Consider the following 25,241-nt stretch of genomic DNA (forward strand, 5'->3'; position numbering starts at 1 on the left):
CCGATGTCACCGCGCCCCCGGCCCCGGCCTGTCCCGCGCGAGCTAGCGGGTGAACAGCGTCCGCAACTCCAGCGACGCCTGGAACCGGTCGCCCCACGGCCGTCCGCGCAGCGCCTTCCGGAGCTCGCGAACCCCGGCCCACGCGTGCTCCTTGACCTCCGGCGTGGTCGCCGCTCCGGACCACAACGCCTGGTCGACGGCCTGCGCGACCCGAGCCAGCCCGGGCGCGGTGTCCGGGAGCTCCTTCGCGGCCTCGACGAGGTCACGCACAGTCATCCCAGGCGTCACCGGTACGCCGTACGCACGCAATCGGTCCCGCGCCTCGGCCCACGCCCCGACCACGCCCGCGCTTCCGGGACGCCGCCGGCGCCGCGACGCCCGCGCGATCTTCAGCAGCGGTACGCCGGCCAGCCACAGCAGCAGGAGCCCCGCCGACACCGCGAACACCACCGGCAGCGGGATCCGCGGCAGCCCGATCCCGTCGCCGTCGTCCGCGTCGTCGGTCTGCGGCGGGACCTCCGGATCCTCGATCTTCTCGACCGACGGTACGGCGGCCCGCGCCTGGCTGGTGATCTCGTCGATGGACCCGGCGACCGTGGTCTTCCCGGTCGCCGCGTCCGCGGCCGGGTCCAGCGGCCACCAGCCGACCCCGTCGACAGCCACCTCGGGCCAGGCGAAGGCGTCCGAGTTCCGCACCACGTAGTACCCGTTCTCGGGCTCGGCCGGCCCGCGGAACCCGACCGCCAGCCGCGCCGGGATCCCGTTCAGCCGCGCGAGGACGACGTACGCGGCCGCGAACTGCGCACTGGTCCCCGGCTCCTTCGCGGCGGCCTGCGCGCCCCCGGAGTCGACGAGGAACCTCTTCAGCTGCGGCCACCCGTACCCGGTCGGCAGCTTGTCCCCCACCGCGACCCGGTAGTGCTGCCGGAGGTACTTCTCCAGCGCGATCGCCGTCGCGAACGTCGCCCGCTTGCCCTGCAGCGGGTCGATCGACGCGATCTCCGGCGGCACCGGGCCGAGGTCGTTCAGCCCGCCCGGTGCGTCACCCGCGATGCCCGCGCTCAGCAGGTACGCCGCGTCGATGTCCGGCTTCCGCCAGGTCAGGTCGTAAGAACCGGGCCGGCCGGCCGACATCAGCGTCCCGCCGATCGGCTCCACCTGCGGATCCGGCACCCCGCTGACAGTTGCCGGAAGCAACTGACTGGGCAGCCACGGTCCGTCCAGGTTCTCCAGCTGCACGGTCGCCTGCTCGAGGGTGGTCGGCACCCGGACGTCGGACCCGGGCGTCAGCTCCGAACCCATCCGCAGGAACGGGTGATCGGTCGTCCAGTTCACCCCGTCGAAGTCGTCGAGCGCGACCTGCCGCCAGCGATCCACCGGCTGCGACGCCCGGTACCGGAACACCACGTCGTCGCGCTGCTTCGAGCTCAGTCGGCTGGCCAGCTCGTCCAGCGGACTCGTCTGCCGTACGCCGGGAGCACCCGCGGACTGCACCTTCTGCAGCGAGTACGGCGTCCGCCCGGCCGGGTCGATCGCGCTGACGACCAGCCCGCACACGATCGCGGCGACGGTCACGACCGCGGTCGCCATCCAGGGCGCGATCCGCCGGTACTCGAGGTTGTCCGGGATCAGCAGCGCGACCACGATCAGCCCGAGCGCGACCGCGATCAGTACGGCGCTCCACCCGTCCGCTGCGATGTACAACTGGCTCGCGCCGATGACACCGAGTCCGGGCAGCAGCGCGACGAGCGGCGGCGTACGGTCGAGCAGCTCGACGGCGAGCAGGCAGCCGATCAACGCGAGCAGCGGCACGAAGACCACGAGCTCGGGCTCCGGACGCGCCGGCCAGGTCGACTCCAGCGTCAGCCGCCAACCCGTCAATCCCTGTCCCAGCGCGCGAATCGACGCGGCCGTAGGCAGTCCGGCGAGAGTAGTTGCCCGGAGCACCGTTTCGACGACGGCGAGCAGGCCGCCGAGAACGATCAGCACCGGCCGCCAGGCGGCGAGCCAGTGCCGGCAGATCTCCGTGACGACGTACGTGATCAGGCACACCGCACCGACCGGCAGCCACAGGTTGCGGACCCCGAACACCGGCCCGAAGCACAGCCCACCGATCAGTACGGCGGCGAGCACAGCGATCGTCTGCCGCCGGCTCATTGCAGTACTCCGGTCCACTGCTGCAGAGCCTCCCGCGCCGAGCCGCCGAGGACGACCTGGGCGCTGAGGATCGGCGCCACGCCCTGCGCCTCACCGAGACCGATGACGGTCACCGACGAGTACCGGCTGAGCAGCGGCGCGAAGTCCGCGGCCGATCCACGTGCACCGGTGACGACGACGATCGCTCCCCCCGCGGACGTCCCGGTCGTGAGCACCTGCGGCACCAGCCCCGACTTGTCGTCGCGCTGCTCCACCACACACAGCTCGTCGAGGAACATCCGCGACGCGACGGCACCGCCCGGGGCGGCGAGATCCGCGCCGGCCGTGGTCACCAGCCTGCAACGGTGACCGGCCGTGGACGCGGCGAACAGAATCGACGCGGCGACCTCGGTCGCCTCCTCGAAGGTTGCCGCCGACAACGGTTCACGGCGGGTGTCCAGCAGGACGGTCAGTCGCGGCTGGTCAGGATCGGCGTAGTCGCGCACCATCAGCTGACCCGTCCGCGCCGTCGCCTTCCAGTGCAGGTGCCGGACCTCGTCACCGACGACGTACGGCCGCACGTCGCGCAGGTCGGCGGATCCGCGCAGCGAGTCGTCCGCCGTACGACCGACGTGGTGGTGCCGCGGGCGGCCCGCGACCACCGTCTTCGTCGGGTGCCGTTTCGGGTGCACCCACAGCGTCGCGACCTCACCGGTCGCCTTGCTGTTGCGGGCCAGGCCGAGCGGGTCGCGGCGCTCCAGGGTCAACGGGCCGACCGCGATCCTGCCGCGGCGCGAGGTCGGCAGCTCATACCGGTACGTCGCCTCGCTGCCCGGGCCGAGGCGCCGGATCTTCACCTCCTGGCGCTCGTCACCGGCCGAGTCGTGCGCGGCGAATGCGGCCTGCCAGCGGGTGCCCTCGTTCCGGACGCGCAACGTGGCAAGCGCGGGCCGGCCTCGTTCGACCCGGTCCGGTGAGAGAACCCGGTGCACGGTCACATGCGGCTGCCGGACGGTCAGCACGGTCGCCGCGATCAGCGACCCGATCCCTATCCCGGCCAGCGCGCGGAACACGGCGTACCCGGCCAGTTCGCCCAGTGCGTAGGCGGCGACGGATCCGAGCAGCACGGCCGTCCCGCGTCCGGTCAGCCTCATCCGGCCGGCCAGACGAACGAGTTCGACCGGTACGGCCCGCCGGGACCGCTCGCGACGACGTAGACGGTTTCGCCGACGCGGGAGTTGTGGAACTTCTTCTGGTCCAGGTCGCCGTTGTCGTCGGTGGTCAGCGTGTAGCCGCTGTGGATCTGCTTGCCGTTCGAGTAGGCGCGGAAGGTGTAGTCGGTGTTCGGCTCGAAGTTCCGGACGCGCAGCATGATGTAGTGACAGTCGGCCTCGGTGCCCTCGGGGCAGTTCGAGTCCGGGCCGTCGTCGGCCTGCGGCCCGTGGCTGATCGAGAACGTCCCCGCCCCGGGTGTCGCGGTGATCGTCGCGGCCACACCGATCAGCAGCTCGCCGTCCGAGCCGCGCGTCACCGCCCGGACCTGGAAGGTGTACGACCTGCCGTTCTCCAGCCCGTCCCAGGTGTACGTCGTCGAGCCCGTCGTCTCCGGATCGCTGTCCTGGCTGACGCTGTAGCTGACGAACGTGCCGCCGTTCAGGTTCGGGCGCCGCCACGTCAGGGTGACCTTGTTGTCGCCCGGCGTCGCGCGCAGACCGGGCGGAGCCGCGGCCGGACTCGCCTTCACCGGCGGCTTCGGTTTCGTCGTCGGTCTAGTCGTGGGCCTGGTCGTCGTGGGCCGGGTCGTCGTCGGTCTGGTGGTCGTCGGTCTGGTGGTCGTCGGCCGCGTGGTGGTGGGCCTCGAGGGCGGTGGGGTCGTCCGGCGCGGCCGCTCGGTGCGCGGCGGCGCCGTCCGCTCGTTCTCGTCCGGCCGGTCGGTGTTCTCCGGCCGCTCCACGGTCCGCGGCGGCCTGCTGGTCGGCGTGGAAGGCGGGACCGACGGTGGAGTCGACCGTGGAGTCGACCGTGGAGTCGACGGCGGGATCGATGGTGGCGGCGTCGTCGGTCGCGGCTTCGAAGGCTGGGTCCGCTCGGTCTTCTCCGGTTCCGACGGGCCGACCGCCTCGACCTCGGTGACCTCGCCGTCGTCGTCCACGACCATCGAGTGCTCGCCGGCCACGCTGTCGACGTAGAGCCGCTTGTCCGCGCCGCGGAACAGCGTCGGCCGGTCCCGGGGGTCGGGCTCGGCCTTGCCGGACGGCCGCGGGATCCGCGTCACCGACCGTTCCTTGCCCTCGGCATCCAACGTCACGAGCGTGCCGCTGTCCGGATCGATCAACGCCAGCCCGCGCCCGCTGGAAGCGATCTGCGAGTACTTCCCCGGCGGCAGCTTCCGCGTCACCGGCGCCGCCGTCTCCTGGTCGCCGCGCATCGGCGCGTCGACCAGCCGCAGCTCGTTGCGCTCCGGGTCCACGATCGCGATCCGCCCGTTCACGTCGTACGGCGCGACGATCGACGCCGGCGTCATCGCGACACCGGGAACCGGCACCGTCCGGCCGAAGCCGTCGGCGCCGACGACCCGCAGCTCGCGCGCGGTCGTGTCGACGAACACCACCTGGTCGGAAACCACCGCGAGCGCACCGGTGTGACCGCCGGCCACCTCGGCCGGGCAGGACAACCGGTCCGCCGTCAGCGGCAGCCGGCACAGCTCACGACTGGCCAGCCGATGCACCCACAACGTCCCGTCCGCGGTCACCACCGGCGGCCCGAGCGCACCGCTGCCGGGCAGCGTCACCGGGTCCTCGCCGAGCCGGGCGATCGCGCCGGCCTCGCGGTACACGGCGTACGCGGCCCCCGGCGCCTCGAGCGCGGCCGGCTGCTCGTCGGACGGCGCCTTGACCGGGCCCTCGACCTTCAGGTCGGACTTGCCGAACTCGGTGATGCTGCCGCGCGCCAGCATGAACCCTTGCTTGTCGGTCTGCACGGTCCGCACCCCGGACCCGAGACCCGGCACCGGCAGTTGGCCGTCGACGGCCTTCGTGCCGCCGTCGATGTGGAACACCGTGCCGAGCGTGCTGTTGTAGATCAGGTGACCGGTTTGCAGGAACTTCATCCCGGTGGTGTCCGCGCCCGCACCGGTCACGGCGAGCGTCATGGCCACCATGCAGACCGTCACCACGGCGGCCAGCGCGGCCCGGGAACGCCACGCCTCCTGGCGGAGGAACTCGCGCACCGGTCGCATCGTCAGCTCGCGGTCGCGCCGGCCGTCGGCGCCGGTACGGCGGCCAGCACCTCGTCGACCACCGACGACGGCGGCCGCTGACTCAGCTCCGCGTCCGGTGTCAGCACCAGCCGGTGGGCGAGCACCGGCTGCGCGACCTGCTTGACGTCGTCCGGCGTCGTGAACGCGCGGCCGTCGGTGGCCGCGAACGCGCGCGCCGCCCGCACCAGCGCGATGCTGCCGCGCGGGCTGGCGCCGTACCGGACCGCGGTGTGCTCGCGGGTCGCCGCCGCGAGCTTCACGGCGTACGAACTGATCGCCGGGTCGACGTGCGCCGACCGGACGGCGGCGATCGCGTTCCGCAGCGCGGGGACGTCGATCACCGGGCTGAGCGAGTCGGGCCCGACCCGGCCGGTGTCACCGAGCACGATCCGGACCTCGGCGTCGTGGTCCGGATAGCCGACCTCGATCCGCATCAGGAACCGGTCGAGCTGGGCCTCGGGCAACCGGTAGGTGCCCTCCAACTCGATCGGGTTCTGGGTGCCGATGACCAGGAACGGGTCCGGTACGGCGCGGGTGTTCGAGTCGACGGTGACGCGGCGCTCGGCCATCACCTCGAGCAGCGCGGACTGGGTCTTCGGCGTACCGCGGTTGATCTCGTCGGCGACCACCACGTTCGCGAAGATGCCGCCCGGGTGGAACTCGAAGGTCTCGGTGCCCTGGTGGTACACCATCACGCCGGTGATGTCGCCGGGGAGCAGGTCCGGGGTGAACTGGATCCGGTTCCAGCTCGCGTCGATGCTGCGCGCGATGCACCGGGCCAGGGTGGTCTTGCCGAGCCCGGGCACGTCCTCGATCAGCAGGTGGCCCTCGGCGAACAGCGCGGTCAGCGCCAGCCGGATCACCTCCGGCTTGCCGTGGATCACCTTGCCCAGGTTGTCGGCCACCAACCGGTAGGCCTCACCCGGTGGAATCGTAGCGCTCATGTACATCTCCCCTGGTGTACGCCGGATTGCACTGAGTGACCCTAGTCGCTGCCGGTCCAACCCCTGTACAGAACTGGTCCACTACTGGACGGTAGGGAGCTGGATCTCGAAGATGGCGCCGCCCTCGTCGGCGTTGTAGACCTTCAGGTCACCGCCGTGGGCGAGCACCACCCAGCGCACGATCGACAGGCCCAGGCCGGTCGAGCCAGCGCCGGTCGAGCCGCCGCCGGTCGTGTACGCCTCGAAGAGGTCCGCGCCGACCGCCGGATCGATGCCCGGGCCCTGGTCCGCCACCGTGACCCGCCCGTCGGCGACCGTGACGGTGACGATCGCCTGGTCCGCGCCCGGTGCCCGCCCGTGCCGCATCGCGTTGCCCAGCACGTTGCCGATCGCCCGCTGCAGCAATGTCGGGTCGGCCCGCACCATCGTCGGCGCGGTCACCAGCGAGAAGCGGGCGCCTTCGGTCGGCATGTCCTCGACCACGCCCGCGACGAGCTGGTCGAGCCAGACCGGCTGCATCGCAAGGTGTTCCACACCGGCGGCCAGCCGGGCGCGGACGAGCAGCCCGTCGATGATGTCGCCCATCCGCCCCGCCAGCCGGACCGTCCGGGGCAGGAGCTCCGCCCGCTGCTCGGGATCCCGGGCCGCGGTTTCCGCGAGTGCGCGGAGCGCGGCGACCGGCGTCCGCAGGTCGTGCGCGGTCTCGGCCAGCAGCGTCTCCTGCTGCTCGAGCGCGGCCATCGCGGGTCGGATCGCCCGGCCCGACAACCAGTAGCTGACCAGCGCCGCCGCGCCGATCAGGATCGCGCACACGACCACTACGGCGATCGTCAGCCGCCGGTTCTGCTCCTGCTGCTTCTGGGTGTCCTGCCAGGCGAGTACGGCGCCGAAGTACCGGCCGTTGGAGTCCTGGAACGGCTCGACCGCGACCCGCAGCTGGTGCCCGTTCACGGCCCTCCGGTCCACGGACGACGGGCTGCCGTTCCGCACCGCCTCCGCGGCGAGGTCCGCGAGGAGCTGGTCGTCCACCCTGGTGCAGCCACCGGAGCTGCGGGTCGGAGGGAAGTCGCTCGGTTTCCCCGGCAGGACGGCGAAGTCGGGGCACCCGGACGTCAGCGGGTCGGCCGGGACCCGGGCCGTGACCAACGCGTCGTTCCGGTAGTCGAGCAACCGCTTCACCGACTGGGTCACCACGCTGAGGTCGTGGTCGATCCGGTCGGCGCGGCGTTGCGCGTCGAGGATGACGATCACCGGCGCGAGCACGATCAGGGCGACCGTGTTCGTGACGGTGAACAGCACGGTCAGCCGCCAGCGCAACCGGCGCAGCCGATCGGCCGCCGGTCCCCGCATCCCGCGCCGGCTCATCCCCTGCCGCCCGGGCCGCCGGGCGCGATCAGCCGGTACCCCTGCCCGCGGACCGCCTGGATCAGGTCCGGACCGCCGCGCAGCCGGTTCCGCAGCCGGGTGATCGTGACGTCGACGACGTTCGACATCGGGCCGTCGCCGTCCCAGCAGTGCTCGATCAGCTCGGCCCGGGTGACCAGTTGCTCGGGCCGCGACATCAGGTACTCGAGCACGCTGAACTCCTTCCCTCGCAGGGTCAGCAGGACGCCGGCCCGGTGCACCGTGCGCCGGGCGGTGTCGAGTTCGACATCGGCGTACCTGATGATCGGTGGGCGGATGGTCGGGCCCCTGCGGACCAGGCTGAGCACCCGGACGATCAGTTCCTCGACCGCGAACGGCTTGACCAGGTAGTCGTCGCCGCCGCTCTCGAACCCGTCCAGCCGGTCCGACAGCGCGCCCATCGCGGTCAGGAACAGTACCGGAACCGCGAATCCCTGCTGCCGCAGCTGCCGGACGTGCTCGATCGAGTCGCCGTCCGGGAGCATCCGGTCGAACACCACGCAGTCGTAGGAGTTCACGAACAGCGCCTCGTCCGCGGCCGCGATGTCCACCGCCAGGTCGACCGCGAGATTGGCGGAGCGGAGCGCCGCCGGGACGGCCACCTGAAGCTCCTCGTCGTCCTCTACCACCAGTACGCGCACGGCCGTCCTCGTGTGTCATCGAAATGTCATCGTCTCCCCGGATCGTATGTGTCATGAACGGTCACGCAGCGCACACACCGGACCGGCTGGCCTTCCGGGTCCTGGGCCCGCTCGAGGTCGACGGCCCGGACGGGCACCCGCTGGACCTCTGCGGCGGCAAGCCCGCGACCGTGCTGACCCTGCTCCTGCTGCACCGCAACGCCTGGGTCAGCACCGAGCAGCTCGTCGACGCGGTCTGGGCGGGCCGGGACGTGCCGGCCTCCGCGCAGAACAACCTGAAGACGTACGTCTGGCAGCTGCGCCGCTCCCTTCCCGAGGAGCGGATCGAGAGCCGGCCGGGCGCGTACCGGGTGCGCGTCCTGCCCGGGGAGCTGGACGCCGACGTCGCCGCGGCGCTGTGCGACGAGGCCCGGGAGCTCCTCAGCCGCAAGGACGCGGCCGAGGCGGTCGTGGTCGTCCAGCGCGCGCTCAGCCTCTGGCGCGGGGCGCCGTACGACGGTCTGACGGCGGACGCGACGTCAGCGGTCGACCGGCTGACGGAACTGCACCGGGCGCTGCGTGAAGACCTCGCGGATGCGCAGCTGCTGCTCGAGCGGCCCGCCGAGGCGATCGCCGTACTGCGGGCGCTCACCGAAGAGGAGCCGCTGCGCGAGCTGGCCTGGGCGCGGCTGATGGCGGCGTACCGCCAGGTGGGACGCCGGCACGACGCGCTGGCGGCGTACCAGCGGGCGCGCACCGCGCTGGTCCGCGATCTCGGGATCGAACCGGGCGCGGAGCTCACCGCACTGCACCAGCAGATCCTCAGCGAGGAGGCGCCGGCCGTGACGACGCGGCCGGTGACCTCGAATCTTCCGCCACGGCCCCACGGGTTCGTCGGCCGCGAGCCGGAGCTGCGCGCTCTCCGCGGCGTCACCGGCGTGGTCACGATCGACGGCATGCCGGGCATCGGGAAGACCGCGTTCGCGCTCGAGGTCGCCGCCTCCTCCGGTTTCGAGACCCAGCAGTACGTCGACCTGCACCGCCCAATGTCCTTGCCGTCAGCAACTGGTCTGCTGATCCTGGACAACGTCACCAGCGCCGAGCAGATCGGGCACCTGCTGCCGAACGACCCGGACGCACTGGTCCTGGTGATCAGCCGGCGCCGGCTCGCGGGTCTCGACCGTACTGCGGCGATCACCCTCGACGTCCTCGCCCCGGACGAGGCCGCGCGGCTCACCGACATCGAGCAGATCCTGAACTGCTGCGACGGCCACCCGGGCGCGATCCGGCACCTGGTCGAGCGACTGCGCAACCGGCAGCCGTGGACCGTCGCCCGGATGGCCGCCCGCCTGGAGGACCCTGCCGCGCGGTACCAGGCGCTGGCCGAGGTGCTGGCCCGCTTCGACGCGGCGTACGACGCGATGCCCGGACCGGTGCAGCGGTTGTACCGGCTGATCGGGATGACCCCGCGCTTCGATCTCCGCCAGGCGGCGCGGCTCACCGGAACCAGCCAGGCCGACGCCGAGCTGATGGTCGATCAGCTCATGGACCTCAACCTGGTCGCCGAGCCCGCACCCGGCCGGTTCGAGCTGCTCCCGGTCGTCCGTGACCATGCCGGTCAGTTGCTGGTTGCCGCCGGGCCGAAAGCGGAGCTGGTCGCATGAGGTCCGCGGCTTACGGTTCGGCGCCCGCACCCGAAGGCGAAACGGAGTACGCCGCGGCCACCACGACCATCCCGCAGGCGACCGCGATCGGTACGCCGCTCGCGCAGCTGCGGGTGCAGCAGCCGCCGTCGCGCACGCTGATCGCGTCGGTGGGTTCGGTCAAGCCTTCCGAGCAGCAGTTGCACCTCGCCACGGAGCCGCCGGCTCCGGCGCCGGTCGCGGATGCCGTCGAGCGGCCGGACCGCGCGATTCGGGTCGGGCAGATCGTCTGCTGGCAGTTGGCCGTGGTCGCGGTCGGCGCGGCGACCACCGGCTCGCGGACGGTCCTCATCCTGACCTCGGTCGCCGCGCTGTCGCTGATCCTGCTGACCGCGGTCCGGATCCGCGGCCTCTGGTTGTATCGCTGGGTCGGCGTACTGCTGCTGTTCGTGGCCCGCCGACGTCGGCACGACCTCGGTGACGACATCGCGATCCGGCTGGTCAGCACGTTCTTCGGACGCACCACGACGGATCAGGTGGTGGTGCGCGAGCAGCGGTACGGCGTCCTCAGCCGGCCCGCCGGGGCGAGTGTCGCGCTGCGGCTCAGCCCGGAATCGCAGCACCGGCTGCTGCCGCAGCTGGGTTCGCTCGCGGAGGCGACGGACGAGCAGCCGGTCGGGATCGGCGTACAGCTGATCCTGCACACCGGGGTCAAGCAGAACCACCCGCCGCGCGCGTGGATCGCCGTCGCGGCCGAGCGGACGCCGGACATCGCGACCGACGACCAGGTGCGGCAGGTGCTGGCAAACACGGTCCGGCGACTGGTACGGCGCTTCGACCGTGAGCAGGTGGAGAGCATGCCGCTCGACGAGTCCGACGCACTCGCCTCACTCGGCGCGCTGGCGCACGCCAACGCCGGACGCGGTCAGGTCCACGAACGCTGGACGTCCTGGTCCTGCGGGCCCGTCCGGCAGCTGTCCGTCCGGCTGGCCGGATCCGCATCCTTGCCCGTAGCAACTACTCAGGCCCTGATCGGAACGCTGCTCGGCACCGGCACGGGCGCCGCGCAGACCATCGCCGTGACCGTCACCTCCGGCACTACCGGTACTGCCGGTCGATCGAATTCCGCCCGCCACGACGTCGTACTCCGGCTGGCCGCCGCGCACCCGGCCACGCTCGACACGGCGTACTCCGTCCTGACCACACTGGCCCGCTCCTTCGGGGTCGAGCCGGAACGCCTCGACGGCCGCCACGCCACCGGCGTCGCCGCCACGCTTCCCTTGGGGGTCCCTCTCTCATGACCGTCACCATGATCAACCGCCCGACCGGTTTCCAGCAGGTTCCCGCCCACACCGGCCTCGCCGAGTTGCTCGCCGCCGCGGGGGACGAGGTGATCGCGATGAGCACGCTCACCCCGGCCGGTCCGACGTTCGGGCCGCGCGAGGTCAAGCACGGCGTGCGGTACCGGACGATCTTCCCGGACCACGCGCGGACCACGCCGACCGTCGGCCGGCACCTCGGCGCGCTGTCGATGGCCGGCGTCGCCGTCCGGACCATCCCGCACGTGCCGATGAACGCGCTCGTCATCGACGGCTCGGTCGCCGTACTCCCCGCCGACACCGCGCACGGGAGCGTCGCCGTCCTGCGGCTGACGAGCGTCGTGGTGACCGCGCTGGAGTTGTTCGAGCGGATCTGGCCGGACGCCGTACCGCTGGCCGACCGGGACCTGCCGGACGAGACCGACCTGTCGCTCCGGGAGCAGGAGATGCTGCGGCTGCTCGCCCTCGGCGCGACCGACGAGGTCGCCGCCGCACATCTCGACATCTCGGTCCGGACCGTCCGGCGCATGGTCGCGCAGATCATGAACCGGCTCGGCGCCCGCAGCCGCTTCCAGGCCGGCGTCAAGGCCGCCGACCGCGGCTGGCTCCTGGACCGCGCGTCATGAGGGTGCTGTCCGTGGCGGCCGATCGTCCCGGCGCGTACCGCACCATCGGCTCCGCTCTTCTCGAGGCGCCGGACGGGGCCGCGGTCGCGATCGCCGCCGGGACGTACGCCGAGACGCTCGAACTCACCGGGCGTTCGGTGACGTTGCGGGCCGAGGACGGCGCGGACGTCGTACTGGACGGCTCGGGAGCCGACTGGCCGACGATCCGCGCCGTCGACGGGTCGCTGACCCTGCGCGGCCTGCAGCTGCGCGCGACCGACGGGATCGCGTTGTCGGTCGACCGCACGGCGCTGACCGTCGAGGACTGCACGATCACCGGCGGGACGCGGCCGGCGATCAGCGTGCACGCGAGCGCGGCGTTCGGCATCGAGCGCTGCACGGTGAGCGGCGCGGAGACCGGGATCGTGGTCGAGGGCGCCGGCGGGCAGATCCTGAACACGACCGTCCGCGACATCGCCGGCGACGGGATCGTCGTCGCGCTGGGCGCCGATCCGCTGATCCGCGGCTGCACGGTCACCGGCTGCGGCGGGCGCGGCGTCTACGTCTACCAGTACAGCCGCCCGGAGCTCGTGGACGTCGAGGTCGGGCAAGCCGGCGCGGAAGGCATCGGGGTCGCCCACGGCAGTACGCCGGTGGTCCGGCGGCCGAGTGTGCACGACACGCGCGGCCCGGCGATCACCTTCGCGCCCGGCTGCTCGGGGACAGTCGAGGGACTGCGCGCGTCGAACACCGCCGAGCCCGCGTTGTCGATCGCGGCCGGCAGCACGGTGGAGGTGATCGAGGAGAGTGCGGCGGCCGCGGAGAACGGCCCGGTGGACGAACTGCTCGGCGAACTGGACGCGATGGTGGGGCTGCCCGGGGTGAAGGCCGAAGTACGGGCGCTGGTCGACGAGATCCAGGTGAACGAGTGGCGCCGGTCCGCGGGCCTGTCGGTCGGCGCGGTCAGCCACCACCTGATCTTCGCCGGGGCGCCGGGGACCGGGAAGACCACGGTCGCGCGGCTGTACGGGAAGCTGCTGAAGGCGCTCGGCGCGCTGCCGGACGGCGGGTTCGTCGAGGTGTCGCGGCGGGACCTCGTCGGTCAGTACATCGGGCACACCGCGGAGAAGACCGCGCAGGTCTTCGAGAAGGCGCTCGGCGGGGTGCTGTTCATCGACGAGGCGTACACGCTGTCCCGGGCCGCCGGGAACGGCGACTTCGGGCAGGAGGCGATCGACGCGCTGGTGAAGCTGATGGAGGACCACCGCGACGAGATCGCGATCATCGTCGCCGGCTACACCGCCGAGATGGACGACTTCCTCGCCGCCAACCCCGGTCTGGCGTCGCGCTTCTCCAAGACGGTCGAGTTCGAGAACTACACCGCCGCCGAACTCCTGCTGATCACGGACCGGATGGTTGCCGGCGGCGACTACCTCCTGGACCCCGCCGCCGGCGAACCCCTCACCTCGTACTTCGACCGGATCGCCGGCACGCCCAACTTCGGCAATGCCCGCGAGGCCCGCCGCCTGGTGGAAGCCATGCGCAAAGCCCAGTCCCAACGCCTTCGCACTCTGGGCCGCCGCCCCACCCTGGAAGAACTCCGCTCCCTCCTCCCCACCGACGTCACCACCGCCGCCGGCTGAAAGGCCCTCAGCTGACTTGGGGAGGATTTCTTCCCCATCCGGGTGGGAAATCCTCCCCAACTCCTCATTCAGAGCACTGGCCGTCGCGGTCGGTACGCTGCGGCGTGGTCCTGTGGGGCGTGCTCGGTGTCGCGTGCGCCGTCGGTCAGTTGGGCGGTGTCGTCCGGCTCGTCAGCGGGCTCGGCGACGCGGACCCGGTGTGGAACCGGATCCGGGCACGCTGAACGTGGGGTGATGAATCTCGGCTTGCCATCGGGTGAACTCGGGCGCGGGTCGGCTGGTGCGTGGTTACCGTCGGGGTATGCGGACATCCTTTGCGCGGTCGTCGCAGGTTGATGCCATCGCGCGGGTTTGTGCGTTGGCCGAAGGGCAATGGGGGCTCGTCGGCCTCTCGCAGGTGGGGGTTTCGGAGAAGGTTCTGAAGCAGTGGGCGGACGCGGGGATCGTCGAGCCGGTCGCGGACGGGGTGATCCGCGTGTGTGCGGGTGGGCGGCATCCGCATCCTGACATCTATGCGGCCTGGCTGCGGACGGGGACCAAGCCGGCGTGGGAGCGGTCGACCACCTCGCTGGTGGTCTCGCATCGGACGGCGGTTCGGCTGTACGGCGCCGGCCAGCTCGCGGGGGAACAACTGGAGTTCACCGGACGCGCACCTGAGGCGGCCGGTGTCGTCGTGCACAGCGCCATACTGAGTGAGGCCGAGTGTGCTGTGGTCGAAGGGCTGCCGGTGACCGCGCCGGCGCGGACCCTGGCGGACCTCGCCGTCGACGACGGATTCGACGTGTCCGACCTGGGGCGCGTGGCGCGCTCGATGCTCACCGCCGGATGGACGACCGCCGACGAGCTCGGCCCGCAGCTCACCGCCGCCTTCACCCGCCGGGGCCTGCCGCGCGACGGCGTGCAGTGGCTGTCCACGGCGCTCGACGCTGCCCAGGCCGGGTGACCGATGGACAAGTTCACCGACCACGTCGGCCCCGAGTTCCGTACGGCGTTCCCGAAGTGGGCCGACCTCAACCTGTACCTGGCCCAGCGGGCGACGCCCGAGTTCCCGCTCCAGCGCGCCCGGCAGCAGCTGATCATGGGCGACCTGTTGAGCCGGATGAACGGCATGACCGACGACTGGCACGTAGTCGGTTCGCTCACCCTCCATTGCCGCCCGGATCCGGCCGACGGCTGGCCGGACGGCTTCCGCCCGGAGCACTCCCCGGTCGACCCGGTGTACGTGATGCCGCGCGCGGCGTACGACCTGGATCTGTACAACGCCCGCCTGCTCGACGCGCCGCCCGACGAGTACGAGGCCGCGACCGTCGCGCGGATCCAGGCGGTCGCGCCGTCGCGGCAGCAGCGCCTGGACGGGGCGGTCGGCCTCGGCGGTCTCGTGCGGTACAGCTCGCGCCGGATCGAGGGCGGCGAGCCGGGGCACACGGTGTTCTGGGTGAGCGCCCAACCGGTCGACGACCGCCGCGGGGCACTCGGCACGTTCGGTGTCGGCAGCCCGGTCGAGTTCGAGGTCGACGTCAAGGCGCCGCGGATGATCAAGCAGGCCGGACCGCCGGAGCGGTCGCTGCGGTCGATCGTCGGGACCGAGCTCCCGGGCGTCCGGCCGATCATGCCGTACCTCGCCCCGAAGGCGAACCAGCTGGTCGACAAGACGGTCACCGTGGCGATCCAGCCGCCGATCGTGGACGGTCAGCCGCAGCCGCGGTTCAAGGACCTGTGGGACACGCACTACCTGCTGCGGACCTGCCAGTTCGAGCGGACGCAGGTCGAGCGGGCGCTGGCGCAGAACTGGCACTGGGAGGATCACGACGCGACCGGGCTGCCGGAGCCGTACCGGCTGTGGGGCGACGCCCCACTGCGGGAGGGCGAGATCGCGGTGGCCTGGGAGCACGGTGTGGAGCGCTTTCGCGGCCGGGAGCCGCAGCTGCAGCGCTACCCGTCGCACGAGCAGATGACCGGGCTGCTGCGGGAGTTCGCGGACGGGATCCGCGATCCGTCCAACGAGCTGTGGCTGCCCTCGGCCGGCTGGCAGCAGTCACCGCGGCAGGAGGCCGTGGATCAGCTCGGCCGCGCGTTCGTCCCGGAGGGGGCCGCAGCGGGCACGCCGCTGCGGCCGTCGTCGGCTCGTCGGACGACAGCCGCGCGTGGCGCTGCTCCGGACATCGGCCGGTGACCCGGTCTGGCGGGCCGTGTCACCCGGTCGGTCAGTTCAGCGTGTGCTTCGGTACTTCGTGCTCGCGGCCGGACGGACGGCGCTCACGGCTCGTGGTGTCGTGCACCGTCTTGTCGGCGGTACGCGGCGCAGGGCAGACCGGACCGCGGCGGATCGGCCCGCCGCCGAGCTTCCGGCTCTTCCACTGCTTCTCTTCGTAGTCGTAGTAAGTGTCGACGCCTCCGACTGTCATAGCGATCCTCCCGTTCAAACCCCCCGTCCCCTGCTGGCCCAACAACAGTCGGTCAGAACCACCCCGGCAGACAAGCGATTCCGGAAATCACCACGGATCAACACGCTTCAACGCCGCCTTCTGTTGGTTTGTCCCACAAATGTGCAGCGTTGGAAAATCTCAGACGGCGATGATCGCCACACCGTGACCGGGCAACCAGACGCCGCCGAGGCCGACGTCGACCGCGCCGAACGCCATCACCAGGTACGACGGGACGGACTCGACCGGCACCACGGTGTCCTCGGCGTCCAGGTTCGCCACCACCCGGAGGCTGCCGCGTTTCACCACCAGCCAGCCGCCGCCCGGGTCGAAGTCGATCCCGACGGCGTCGAGCCGGTCGTCGCGCAGTTCCGGCATCCGGGCGCGGAACTTGAGCAGGTGCCGGTACCAGTCCAGCAGCTCGCGATGCGGCGACTCGTCGGGTTCGGACCAGTCCAGCACCGAGCTGCGCCAGGTCCGCTCGTCCTGCGGGTCCGGGATCTCCTCGGCGTCCCAGCCGAACTCCGCGAACTCGCGGCGCCGCCCGGTCCGCACCGCGTCGGCCAGCTCCGGCTCCTCGAAGTCGGTGAAGAACCGCCACGGCGTCGACGCGCCCCACTCCTCGCCCATGAAGAGCATCGGCGTGTACGGCGAGGTGAGCACCAGCGCGGCGCCGATCGCGAGCTGCCCCGGGGTGAGCGCCGGCCGGTCACCGAGCGCCCGGTTGCCGATCTGGTCGTGGTTGGACGTGTAGGCGAGGAACTGACCGCCGCGGTGCTTCCGCGGATCGACGGGCCGCCCCCACAGCTGCTCGCGGAACGTCGAGTAGCCGCCGTCGTGCAGGAACACCCGGGTCAGCGTCTTCGCGAAGACGGCCGGAGCCCCGAAGTCCACGTAGTACCCGAACCGCTCGCCGGTCAGCAGCGAGTGCAGCGCGTGGTGGAAGTCGTCGCTCCACTGCGCGGTCATCCCCATCCCGCCCGCGGCCACCGGCTCGACCATGTTGGGGTCGTTGAGGTCTGACTCGGCCACCAGCCCCAGCGGACGGCCCAGTTCTGCCGCCAGCTCGGCGGTCTCCACCGAGAGCTGCTGAAGCAGGTGGATCGGGCTGTCGTCGACCAGCGCGTGGACGGCGTCCAGACGCAGTACGTCGATGTGGAAGTCGCGAAACCAGCGCAGCGCGTTGTCGCAGATCCACCGGCGTACTTCGGTGCTGCCGGTGTCGTCGAGGTTGACCGCCGGTCCCCACGGGGTGGAGTGGCGGCTGGTGAAGTACGGGCCGAAGCTGGACAGGTAGTTCCCGCTCGGGCCCAGGTGGTTGTAGACGACGTCGAGACACACTGCCAGGCCGGCGTCGTGACACCGGTCGACGAAACGCTGCAGCGCTTCCGGCCCGCCGTACGGCGCGTGGACGGCGTACAGGTCGACACCGTCGTACCCCCAGCCGCGCTTGCCGGGGAAAGCCGCGACCGGGAGCAGTGAGACCACCTCGACCCCCAGCACGGCCAGGTAGTCCAGGTGCTCGGCTGCCGCGTCCAGCGTGCCTTCCAGGGTGAAGGTGCCGAGGTGCAGCTCGTAGAACACCGCACCGCGGGCGTCGCGACCGGTCCAGCTGTCGTCGGTCCACTCGAAGCTGTCGGCGTCGAAGACCCTGCTGAACCCGTGTACGCCGTCCGGCTGCCACGGGCTCCGCGGATCGGGGAGCGGGTCGCTGCCGTCGACTGAGTACGCGTAGTCGGTGCCGTGACGCGCCTCGGCCACCTGCCGTTCCCACCAGCCGTCGTCGACCGAGCGCATCGGCAGCACTCCGTCACGTAGTACCAGGTCGACCTTGGCCGCGTCAGGCGCCCAGACGCGAAACGTGTGCATGGCTGTCAGCTCCTGACCAGCAAGGCAACCGGCAGATCGGTCAGCAGGTCGTCGATCCGGGCCGCGCCGCTGCCTACCTCCCGACCGGTCAACACGTTCTTCCATTGCCCGGTCGGCAGGACAACCATGCTGTCGCCCCAGCCACCCAGACGCTGCAGTGCTGCGGGCAGTCGGGTCGCCACCATGATGACCGCGTCTCCGCGCGCGAAGGCGACAGCATGTCCGTTCGACGTCGGCAGCGGCGTGTAGCTGCCCGCAAAGGCATCCGGGTACTGCCGGCGGAGGCGGAGCGCGCGGGACGTCACGAGCAGCTTCTCGTCGGACAGGTCGTCAGGCTTGCCACCTGCGTCCAGACGCCGAAGCCGCTCGATGCGCTGTTGGTAGTCCACCGGCCGCCGGTTGTCGGGGTCCACGAGGGACAGGTCGACCAGCTCGGTCCCCTGGTACACATCCGGGACGCCGGGCATGGTCAGCTGCACCAGCTTCTGTCCCAGCGTGGCTGCTCGGACAAACGCCGTCTGCTCGTTGGCGAACCGACGTACGGCCGCGAGCACGGTGTCGTCGTGCAGCACCGCGGCTGCGAAGGCTGCGACCGTCTCCTCGTACTCGGAGTCCGGTGACGTCCACGACGTGTGCAGCTTGGCTTCGCGGATCGCCTTGAGCAGGTAGCCCTGGAGGCGGTCCTCGGCGAGCGGGCCGTTGTCCCAGGTGCCGAAGAGCGTCTGCCAGAACAGGTACTCGGTGCTGCCGTCCAGCAACGGGCTGCGGTGGTCCTCCGCCAGCCGCCGCCACTCGCGGACCGCCTCGGCCCAGGCGGCCGGCTGCTCGGACAGTACGCCGAGCCGAGCCCGGACGTCCTCGGACCGCTTGGTGTCGTGCGTGGACAGGGTGGTCATCGTCTTCGGCCAGTGCTGGTTCAGCCGGGAGGCGTACGCGTGGAACTCCTCCGGCGTGACACCGAAGTGCTCCGGGTCCCCGCCGACCTCGTTGAGCGACGTGAGCCGCAGCCACCGGTAGAACGCGGTGTCCTCGACACCCTTGGCCATCACCGGACCACACGTCTGCTGGAACCGCACGATCAGCTCGGCCCTGGCCTGCTCGTCGATCGTGCTGGTCTCCCGACCGAGCAGCAGATGCAGTACCACGTCCAGCGTCGCCTGCCGGTCCTCGTCGAGGTTTGCGCGCGCCTTCTCCGCAGCCCGTTCCAGCGCGGCCACGGCTGTCGGCGACGGCTCCTCACCCGGCACGACGTACGCGCGGTAGACCTCGAAGTTGACGAGCAGCTCGACCACGACCTCGTGGAACGCCCGCCGGGTGTGGTCACGCAGCCGTACGTCGTCCTGACAGATGCGGGCCAGCAGCTCGACCAGGCGATGCACCTCCGCGTACTGACCGTGCTGGACGATCTCGCGCTTCGCCTGCTCGACAACAGGCCCGAAATCGGCCGGTGCACCCGTCAGCTCGGAGTGCAGGGCCGCTAGCGGTGCAGCGCCCGCAGGGTCTACGAACAGGCCGCCTACGCGCAGCAGGGCGTCGTACCCGGTGGTGCCGGCGCAGGGCCAGTCAGGCGGGAGCTCCTCGTCGCCTTCGAGGATCTTCTCCACCACGACCCACGCACCGCCGGTGCGTTCGGCCAGGCGGCGCAGGTACCCGCGTGGATCGGCCAGCCCGTCCGGGTGGTCGATGCGGAACCCGTGCAGCTTGCCCTCGTGCAGCAGCGCCAGCAGGAGCTGGTGCGTCGCGTCGAAGACCTCCTGTGTCTCCTGACGTACGGCGGCGAGCGTGTCGACGTCGAAGAACCGCCGGTAGTTCAGCTCCTCGTCGGCGACCCGCCAGTGCGCCAGCCGGTACCACTGCTCGGTGACGAGCTCCTCGAGCGGCAGGCCTTCCGTACCCGGCCGCAACGGGTACTCGTGCTCGTAGTACCGCAGGACGTCGCCGTCGACGGACAGCTCGCCGTCGGCCAGCACCTTGCCGATCCGCTGTCCCAGCACCGCCATCAGCAGCGGCTGGTTCCCGGAGCCCCAGTCGACGTCGAACCAATCCGCGTACGGCGAACCCGGCCCGAGCCGCAGCACCGACCACAGCGCCTTGTTCAGGCTCTCCGGCGTCGGCACCGCGACATGGTTCGGTACGACGTCCGCGACGGCGCCCAGGCGGTGCTCGGCGAGCCGCTCCGAGAGCCGGTCGAACGCGGGCCGGCCGCCCATCGGCTCGGACAACCGGCTGTGGTCCACCACGTCGTACCCGTGGGTGGAGCCGGGCGCTGCCTGCAGGATCGGCGACAGGTAGGCGTGGGAGATCCCGAGGCTCGCCAGGTACGGCACCACCGCGGCGGCGTCGTCGAAACCGAACTCCGCGCGGAGCTGAAACCTGTAGGTGGCCTGCGGGATCCCCGTCATCCGGCGGCCTGCCTGGGGCGGGTCAGGACCAGTGTGCTGCGGGCCTCCAGCTGGACCGTGCTGCCGGCCGCGTGCGGCTCGTCGCTCCCGGCGCCCGTGGCACTGGTCGTGTCGACGGCTACGGTCCAGTTCTCGCCGTACTGCGCGGGCGGCAGCAGGAAGTCGACCGGCTCGAAGTTGCTGTTCAGCAGCACCAGGAACGAGTCGTCGACGACCGGCTCGCCGCGCGGGTCCGGCTCGGAGATCGCGTCGCCGTTGAGGAACACCGCGATCGCCCGCGCGTCGTCGCGCTGCCAGTCGCCGTTCTGCATCTCGGTGCCGTTCGGCGTGAACCACACCAGGTCGCCGAGGCCGTCGACGCCGGTGTCACCGTGGAAGAACCGGCGCCGGCGCAGCACCGGGTGGTTGTTGCGCAGCCGGACCACCGACCGGGTGAACTCCAGCAGCTCCTTCTGCGGCTCCGCCAGCTCCCAGTCGATCCAGGAGAGCTCGTTGTCCTGGCAGTAGACGTTGTTGTTGCCCTGCTGCGTCCGCCCGAGCTCGTCACCGTGCGCGATCATCGGCACGCCCTGCGAGATCAGCAGCGTGGTCAGGAAGTTGCGCTCCTGCTTGGCGCGCAACCGCAGTACCTCGGGATCCTCGGTGGGACCCTCGGCGCCGCAGTTCCAGGACCGGTTGTGGCTCTCGCCGTCCTTGCCGCCCTCGCCGTTCGCCTCGTTGTGCTTCTCGTTGTACGAGACCAGGTCGCGCAGCGTGAAGCCGTCGTGGGCGGTGACGAAGTTGATGCTCGCCAACGGCCGGCGGCTGTCGTCCTGGTACAGGTCCGAGGAGCCGGTCAGCCGGGACGCGAACTCGGCCAGCGTGTACTTCTCGCCGCGCCAGTAGTCCCGCACGGTGTCGCGGTACTTGCCGTTCCACTCCGTCCACAGCGGCGGGAAGTTGCCGACCTGGTAGCCGCCGTCCCCCACGTCCCAGGGCTCGGCGATCAGCTTCACCTGGCTCACCACCGGGTCCTGCTGGACCATCTCGAAGAACGCCGACAGCCGGTCGACCTCGTGGAACTGCCGGGCCAGCGTGGCCGCCAGGTCGAAGCGGAACCCGTCGACGTGCATCTCGGTGACCCAGTAGCGCAGCGAGTCCATGATCAGCTGCAGCACGTGCGGGTGCCGCATCAGCAGGCTGTTGCCGGTGCCGGTGGTGTCGTAGTAGTGCGTCTTGTCCTGGTCGACCAGGCGGTAGTACGCCGCGTTGTCGATGCCCTTGAACGACAGCGTCGGGCCGAACTCGTTCCCCTCGGCGGTGTGGTTGTAGACCACGTCGAGGATGACCTCGATGTCCGCCTCGTGCAGCGCCTTCACCATCGCCTTGAACTCGGTCACCTGCTGGCCGCGGGTGCCGGTCGAGGAGTAGGCGTTGTGCGGCGCGAAGAAGCCGATCGTGTTGTAGCCCCAGTAGTTCGACAGGCCGCGCTCCTGCAGGTGCCCGTCCTGCGCGAACTGGTGCACCGGCATCAGCTCGAGCGCGGACACCCCGAGTTCCTTGAGGTGCTCGATGATCGCGGGGTGCCCGATCCCGGCGTACGTGCCGCGGATGTTCTCCGGCAGGCCGGGGTGGGTCTTGGTGAGGCCCTTGACGTGCGCCTCGTAGATCACCGTCTCGTGGTACGCGTGGTCCGGCGGCCGGTCGTTGCCCCAGTCGAAGAACGGGTTCGTCACCACCGACAGCATCGTGTGCTCGCGGTTGTCCATCGTGTTCAGCTCGTCGGGCTTCGCGAACCGGTAGCTGAACAGCGACTCGTCGCCGTCGATCTGCCCGTCGACGGCCTTCGCGTACGGGTCCAGCAGCAGCTTGGACGGGTTGCAGCGGTGCCCCTCGGCCGGGTTGTACGGGCCGTGCACCCGGAACCCGTACCGCTGCCCGGGCTGCACGCCCGGCAGGTAGGCGTGGTGCACGAAACCGTCCACCTCGGTCAGTTGCACCAGCTGCTCGGTCCCGTCGTCGCCGATCAGCGCCAGGTCAACTCGTTCCGCAACCTCCGAGAACAGCGCGAAGTTCGTCCCGGCGCCGTCGTACGTGGCGCCGAGAGGGTAAGGACGGCCAGGCCATTTCTGCACCTGACGACAGTAGCCACCCGCACCCCCGGTCAGCGCACCGCCTGGTGTTTCAGTTCCGAGAATTCACGCAGCGCGAGGTTGCAGCTTGTTGCAAGATCCGGAATATCCCAATATTCACTCGGTTCGACTAAGCTCTCGCGCTTGTGAAGTCGCCCTCCCCTCGGCGGCCGGTGTTCCTGGACTCGTCCGGTCGCCGGCGTCGCACGATCCGTAGGACCGGCGCTTTCCTGGCCGTCCCTACTGTCGGTTACCTCGTCCTCATGGCCAGTAGTCTTCTCGGCGGTCCGCAGCTGGACACGCCGCTGATCCCACTCCCCGAACCCGCCAAACCCCGTACGACGCAACCGCCGGCCGAGGCCGCCGCGCAGACACCGCGTCCGGCCGACGGCTCCTCGACACCGGACAGCGAACCGTCCGAGCAGACCAGCCCGTCCGGCGACTCGTCGACACCGCCTCCGTCGACGGGCCCCGCCACCACCGTGCCGACCAGCACGCCGACCGTCGTACCGACCGTCCCGCCGACGCCGGGCCAGACCACGGCGCCTACGACGGCGCCGCCTCCGGGTTCCACGACCCGCCCGCTGACGCCTGGGCCGCCGACCGTCGTACCGAGTTCCGGTCCGACCTCCACGGCCACCACCACGACGACCCCGGCGCCGACGGCGACGACCACCACGACGCACGGCAACAAGCCGACCGTTCCGCCCGGTAAGACGAGGACGCCGACCCAGCCGTGAGCAGACCCGTCGCACGGCGGGCCAAGCAGGTCCCGCTCCGGACGCACTGGATCGTCCTGACCATGTTGCTGGTCTGTCTGTCGAGCATGCTGCTGCTGAACGGCTACACGCACCACATGTTCGGCGCGGAACCGGACGGCGCGGTCGCCCCGGTCGGCGGCTCCGGCTCGGTGCCGCGCTCGATCGCCGCCGGTGGGCCGGTGATCGACGCCGGCGACGGTACGCCGCGATCGGTGGCGCCGAAGCCCCGCACGCTCGCGATCACGTTCGACGACGGGCCGGATCCGGTCTGGACGCCGAAGATCCTCGACCTGCTCCGCGAGCACCAGGTGCACGCCACCTTCTTCGTCGTCGGGACCGCGGTCGCCGCACACCCCGACCTGGCCCGCCGGATGGTCGCCGAAGGCCACCAGCTCGCCGTGCACAGCTTCACGCACGCGAACCTGTCGACCGCGGCCGGCTGGCGGCGCGCGCTCGAGCTCCGGCAGAGCCAGCTGATCCTGGCCGGCGCGACCGGTGTCACCACGACGCTGCTGCGGCCGCCGTACTCGTCGGAACCGAACGCGCTCAGCGACCGCGACTGGGATTCGATCAAGCACACCCGCGAGGCCGGCTACCTCACCGTCCTGACCACCCAGGACAGCGAGGACTGGCGCAAACCCGGCACCGAGCAGGTGATCGCCAACTCGATGCCCCGCAGCCAGGCCGGGCAGGTGCTGCTGATGCACGACGCCGGCGGCGACCGGACGCAGACCATCGAGGCGCTGAGCAAGCTGCTCCCCCGGCTGAAGGCGCGCGGCTTCAAGTTCGCGACGGTCAGCGACGCCGTCGGCCTGCCGGACCCGACGCGGAAGGCGAGCATCCTCGACCGCGGCCGCGGGCTCGCGGTGATCTGGGCGATGCGGATCAGCGACGCGGTGCTGGCGGTGATCGGCTGGCTGTTGTACGCCGCCGGCGCGCTGAGCGTCCTGCGGGCGATCACGACCGTCGTCGCCGCCCGGCGGCACGCCCGGATGCGCGGCTGGACCTACGGACCGCCGGTGACGGAGCCTGTCAGCGTCATCGTCCCGGCGTACAACGAGAGCGCGGGGATCGCGGCGGCGATCCGCTCGCTGGTCGCGTCCGACCATCCGCTCGAGGTGATCGTCGTCGACGACGGGTCGACCGACGGTACGGCGGACCTCGTCGAGTCGCTGCGACTCCCGGGGGTCCGCGTCATCCGGCAGGCGAACGCGGGCAAGCCCGTCGCGCTGAACACGGGACTGCAGGCGGCCCGGTTCGAGATCGTCGTGATGGTCGACGGCGACACCGTCTTCGAGCCGGACGCGGTCCGCAAGCTGATCCAGCCGTTCGGGCATCCGTCCGTCGGTGCCGTGTCGGGCAACGCCAAGGTGGGCAACCGGCGCGGCCTGCTCGGGCGCTGGCAGCACATCGAGTACGTGATCGGGTTCAACCTGGACCGCCGGCTGTTCGACCTCGCGGAGTGCATGCCCACGGTACCCGGTGCCGTCGGAGCGTTCCGTCGTACGGCGCTGGAACGCATCGGCGGGCTGAGCGACGTGACGCTGGCCGAGGACACCGACCTGACCATGGCGCTGTGCCGGGACGGGTGGCGGGTGGTCTACGAGGAGAGCGCGGTCGCGTGGACCGAGGCCCCGGCCTCCGTCGGCGCCCTGTGGCGGCAGCGGTACCGCTGGTGTTACGGCACGTTGCAGGCGATGTGGAAGCACCGCGGGGCGATGGTCCAGCGCGGCCGGGCCGGGAAGTTCGGCCGTCGCGGGCTGACCTACCTCCTGCTCTTCCAGGTCCTGCTGCCGCTGCTGGCGCCGGTAGTGGACGTGTTCGCGATCTACGGGCTGATCTTCCTCGACCCGGTCCGTGTCCTGTCCGTCTGGGCCGGCTTCGTCCTGTTGCAGCTGGCGATGGGCTTCTACGCGTTCTGGCTCGACGGCGAGCGTGCTGGTCCGCTGTGGACGCTGCCCCTCCAGCAGTTCGTCTACCGCCAGCTGATGTACCTGGTGGTCATCCAGTCGGTCTTCACCGCCCTGGCCGGCACCAGACTCCGCTGGCAACGCATGGAGAGGTACGGCAGCCTGCAGGCTCCAGTCGTTCGCTAACCTACA

18 protein-coding genes are annotated in these 25,241 nt (G+C 71.2%); 8 read left to right on the top strand and 10 right to left on the bottom strand.

The window, feature by feature from the left end; translation table 11 throughout:
* Positions 1-42 precede the first annotated feature (42 nt).
* The 6 genes from ABN611_RS08275 to ABN611_RS08300 form a co-directional block, all read right to left on the bottom strand.
* Entirely contained in the window at positions 43-2,157 is a 2,115-nt protein-coding gene (locus tag ABN611_RS08275; protein ID WP_350279210.1) for a DUF3488 and transglutaminase-like domain-containing protein, read from the bottom strand.
* Positions 2,154-3,290 (bottom strand): DUF58 domain-containing protein, encoded by a 1,137-nt coding sequence (locus tag ABN611_RS08280; protein WP_350279211.1) that lies wholly within the window; start codon positions 3,288-3,290, stop codon positions 2,154-2,156. Before ABN611_RS08280 ends, ABN611_RS08275 begins: the two co-directional genes overlap by 4 nt.
* Entirely contained in the window at positions 3,287-5,365 is a 2,079-nt protein-coding gene (locus tag ABN611_RS08285; RefSeq protein ID WP_350279212.1) for a fibronectin type III domain-containing protein, read from the bottom strand. Before ABN611_RS08285 ends, ABN611_RS08280 begins: the two co-directional genes overlap by 4 nt.
* 11 nt (positions 5,366-5,376) lie before the next feature.
* Positions 5,377-6,339 (bottom strand): MoxR family ATPase, encoded by a 963-nt coding sequence (locus ABN611_RS08290; RefSeq protein ID WP_350279213.1) that lies wholly within the window; start codon positions 6,337-6,339, stop codon positions 5,377-5,379.
* A gap of 81 nt (positions 6,340-6,420) precedes the next feature.
* On the bottom strand, positions 6,421-7,689 hold the full coding sequence (locus ABN611_RS08295; protein ID WP_350279214.1) for a HAMP domain-containing sensor histidine kinase: 1,269 nt from the start codon (positions 7,687-7,689) through the stop codon (positions 6,421-6,423).
* Positions 7,690-7,700: 11 nt separating this feature from the next.
* A complete protein-coding gene (locus ABN611_RS08300) occupies positions 7,701-8,384 on the bottom strand; it encodes a response regulator transcription factor (RefSeq protein WP_350279215.1) in 684 nt (227 codons plus the stop codon).
* 53 nt (positions 8,385-8,437) lie between these two features.
* Between ABN611_RS08300 and ABN611_RS08305 the strand changes: the two genes are divergently transcribed.
* The 6 genes from ABN611_RS08305 (at position 8,438) to ABN611_RS08330 (ending at position 15,746) form a co-directional block, all read left to right on the top strand.
* Positions 8,438-10,027 carry an AfsR/SARP family transcriptional regulator gene (locus ABN611_RS08305; protein ID WP_350279216.1) on the top strand — a complete coding sequence of 530 codons (1,590 nt, stop codon included), beginning with the start codon at positions 8,438-8,440 and terminating at the stop codon, positions 10,025-10,027.
* Positions 10,024-11,307 carry a hypothetical protein gene (locus ABN611_RS08310; protein ID WP_350279217.1) on the top strand — a complete coding sequence of 428 codons (1,284 nt, stop codon included), beginning with the start codon at positions 10,024-10,026 and terminating at the stop codon, positions 11,305-11,307. Before ABN611_RS08305 ends, ABN611_RS08310 begins: the two co-directional genes overlap by 4 nt.
* Positions 11,304-11,951, top strand: a complete 648-nt coding sequence (locus ABN611_RS08315) for a helix-turn-helix transcriptional regulator (RefSeq protein ID WP_350279218.1) — start codon at positions 11,304-11,306, stop codon at positions 11,949-11,951. Before ABN611_RS08310 ends, ABN611_RS08315 begins: the two co-directional genes overlap by 4 nt.
* A gap of 11 nt (positions 11,952-11,962) precedes the next feature.
* On the top strand, positions 11,963-13,573 hold the full coding sequence (locus ABN611_RS08320) for an AAA family ATPase (RefSeq protein WP_350279219.1): 1,611 nt from the start codon (positions 11,963-11,965) through the stop codon (positions 13,571-13,573).
* Positions 13,574-13,874: 301 nt separating this feature from the next.
* On the top strand, positions 13,875-14,516 hold the full coding sequence (locus tag ABN611_RS08325) for a hypothetical protein (protein WP_350279220.1): 642 nt from the start codon (positions 13,875-13,877) through the stop codon (positions 14,514-14,516).
* A gap of 3 nt (positions 14,517-14,519) precedes the next feature.
* A complete protein-coding gene (locus tag ABN611_RS08330; protein WP_350279221.1) occupies positions 14,520-15,746 on the top strand; it encodes a nucleotidyl transferase AbiEii/AbiGii toxin family protein in 1,227 nt (408 codons plus the stop codon).
* Positions 15,747-15,777: 31 nt separating this feature from the next.
* Here ABN611_RS08330 and ABN611_RS08335 read toward each other — a convergent pair whose 3' ends face one another.
* The 4 genes from ABN611_RS08335 to glgX all read right to left on the bottom strand — a co-directional run bounded on the left by ABN611_RS08335 (position 15,778) and on the right by glgX (position 22,381).
* The gene (locus ABN611_RS08335) at positions 15,778-15,978 is read right to left on the bottom strand and encodes a hypothetical protein (protein WP_350279222.1); all 201 of its coding nucleotides are present in this window, start codon (positions 15,976-15,978) and stop codon (positions 15,778-15,780) included.
* A gap of 159 nt (positions 15,979-16,137) precedes the next feature.
* Entirely contained in the window at positions 16,138-17,865 is a 1,728-nt protein-coding gene (treZ, locus tag ABN611_RS08340) for a malto-oligosyltrehalose trehalohydrolase (protein ID WP_350279223.1), read from the bottom strand.
* A gap of 5 nt (positions 17,866-17,870) precedes the next feature.
* The gene (gene treY / locus ABN611_RS08345) at positions 17,871-20,267 is read right to left on the bottom strand and encodes a malto-oligosyltrehalose synthase (protein WP_350279224.1); all 2,397 of its coding nucleotides are present in this window, start codon (positions 20,265-20,267) and stop codon (positions 17,871-17,873) included.
* Positions 20,264-22,381, bottom strand: coding sequence for a glycogen debranching protein GlgX (gene glgX / locus ABN611_RS08350; RefSeq protein WP_350279225.1), 2,118 nt, complete (start codon positions 22,379-22,381; stop codon positions 20,264-20,266). The genes treY and glgX overlap by 4 nt, the downstream gene beginning before the upstream one ends.
* A gap of 260 nt (positions 22,382-22,641) precedes the next feature.
* Here glgX and ABN611_RS08355 point away from each other — a divergent pair, with 260 nt between their 5' ends.
* Both ABN611_RS08355 and ABN611_RS08360 read left to right on the top strand, forming a co-directional pair.
* The gene (locus ABN611_RS08355) at positions 22,642-23,118 is read left to right on the top strand and encodes a hypothetical protein (protein ID WP_350279226.1); all 477 of its coding nucleotides are present in this window, start codon (positions 22,642-22,644) and stop codon (positions 23,116-23,118) included.
* The gene (locus tag ABN611_RS08360; protein ID WP_350279227.1) at positions 23,115-25,235 is read left to right on the top strand and encodes a glycosyltransferase; all 2,121 of its coding nucleotides are present in this window, start codon (positions 23,115-23,117) and stop codon (positions 25,233-25,235) included. Before ABN611_RS08355 ends, ABN611_RS08360 begins: the two co-directional genes overlap by 4 nt.
* Positions 25,236-25,241: the final 6 nt, after the last annotated feature.

This window comes from Kribbella sp. HUAS MG21 (assembly GCF_040254265.1).
Taxonomy (GTDB): domain Bacteria; phylum Actinomycetota; class Actinomycetes; order Propionibacteriales; family Kribbellaceae; genus Kribbella.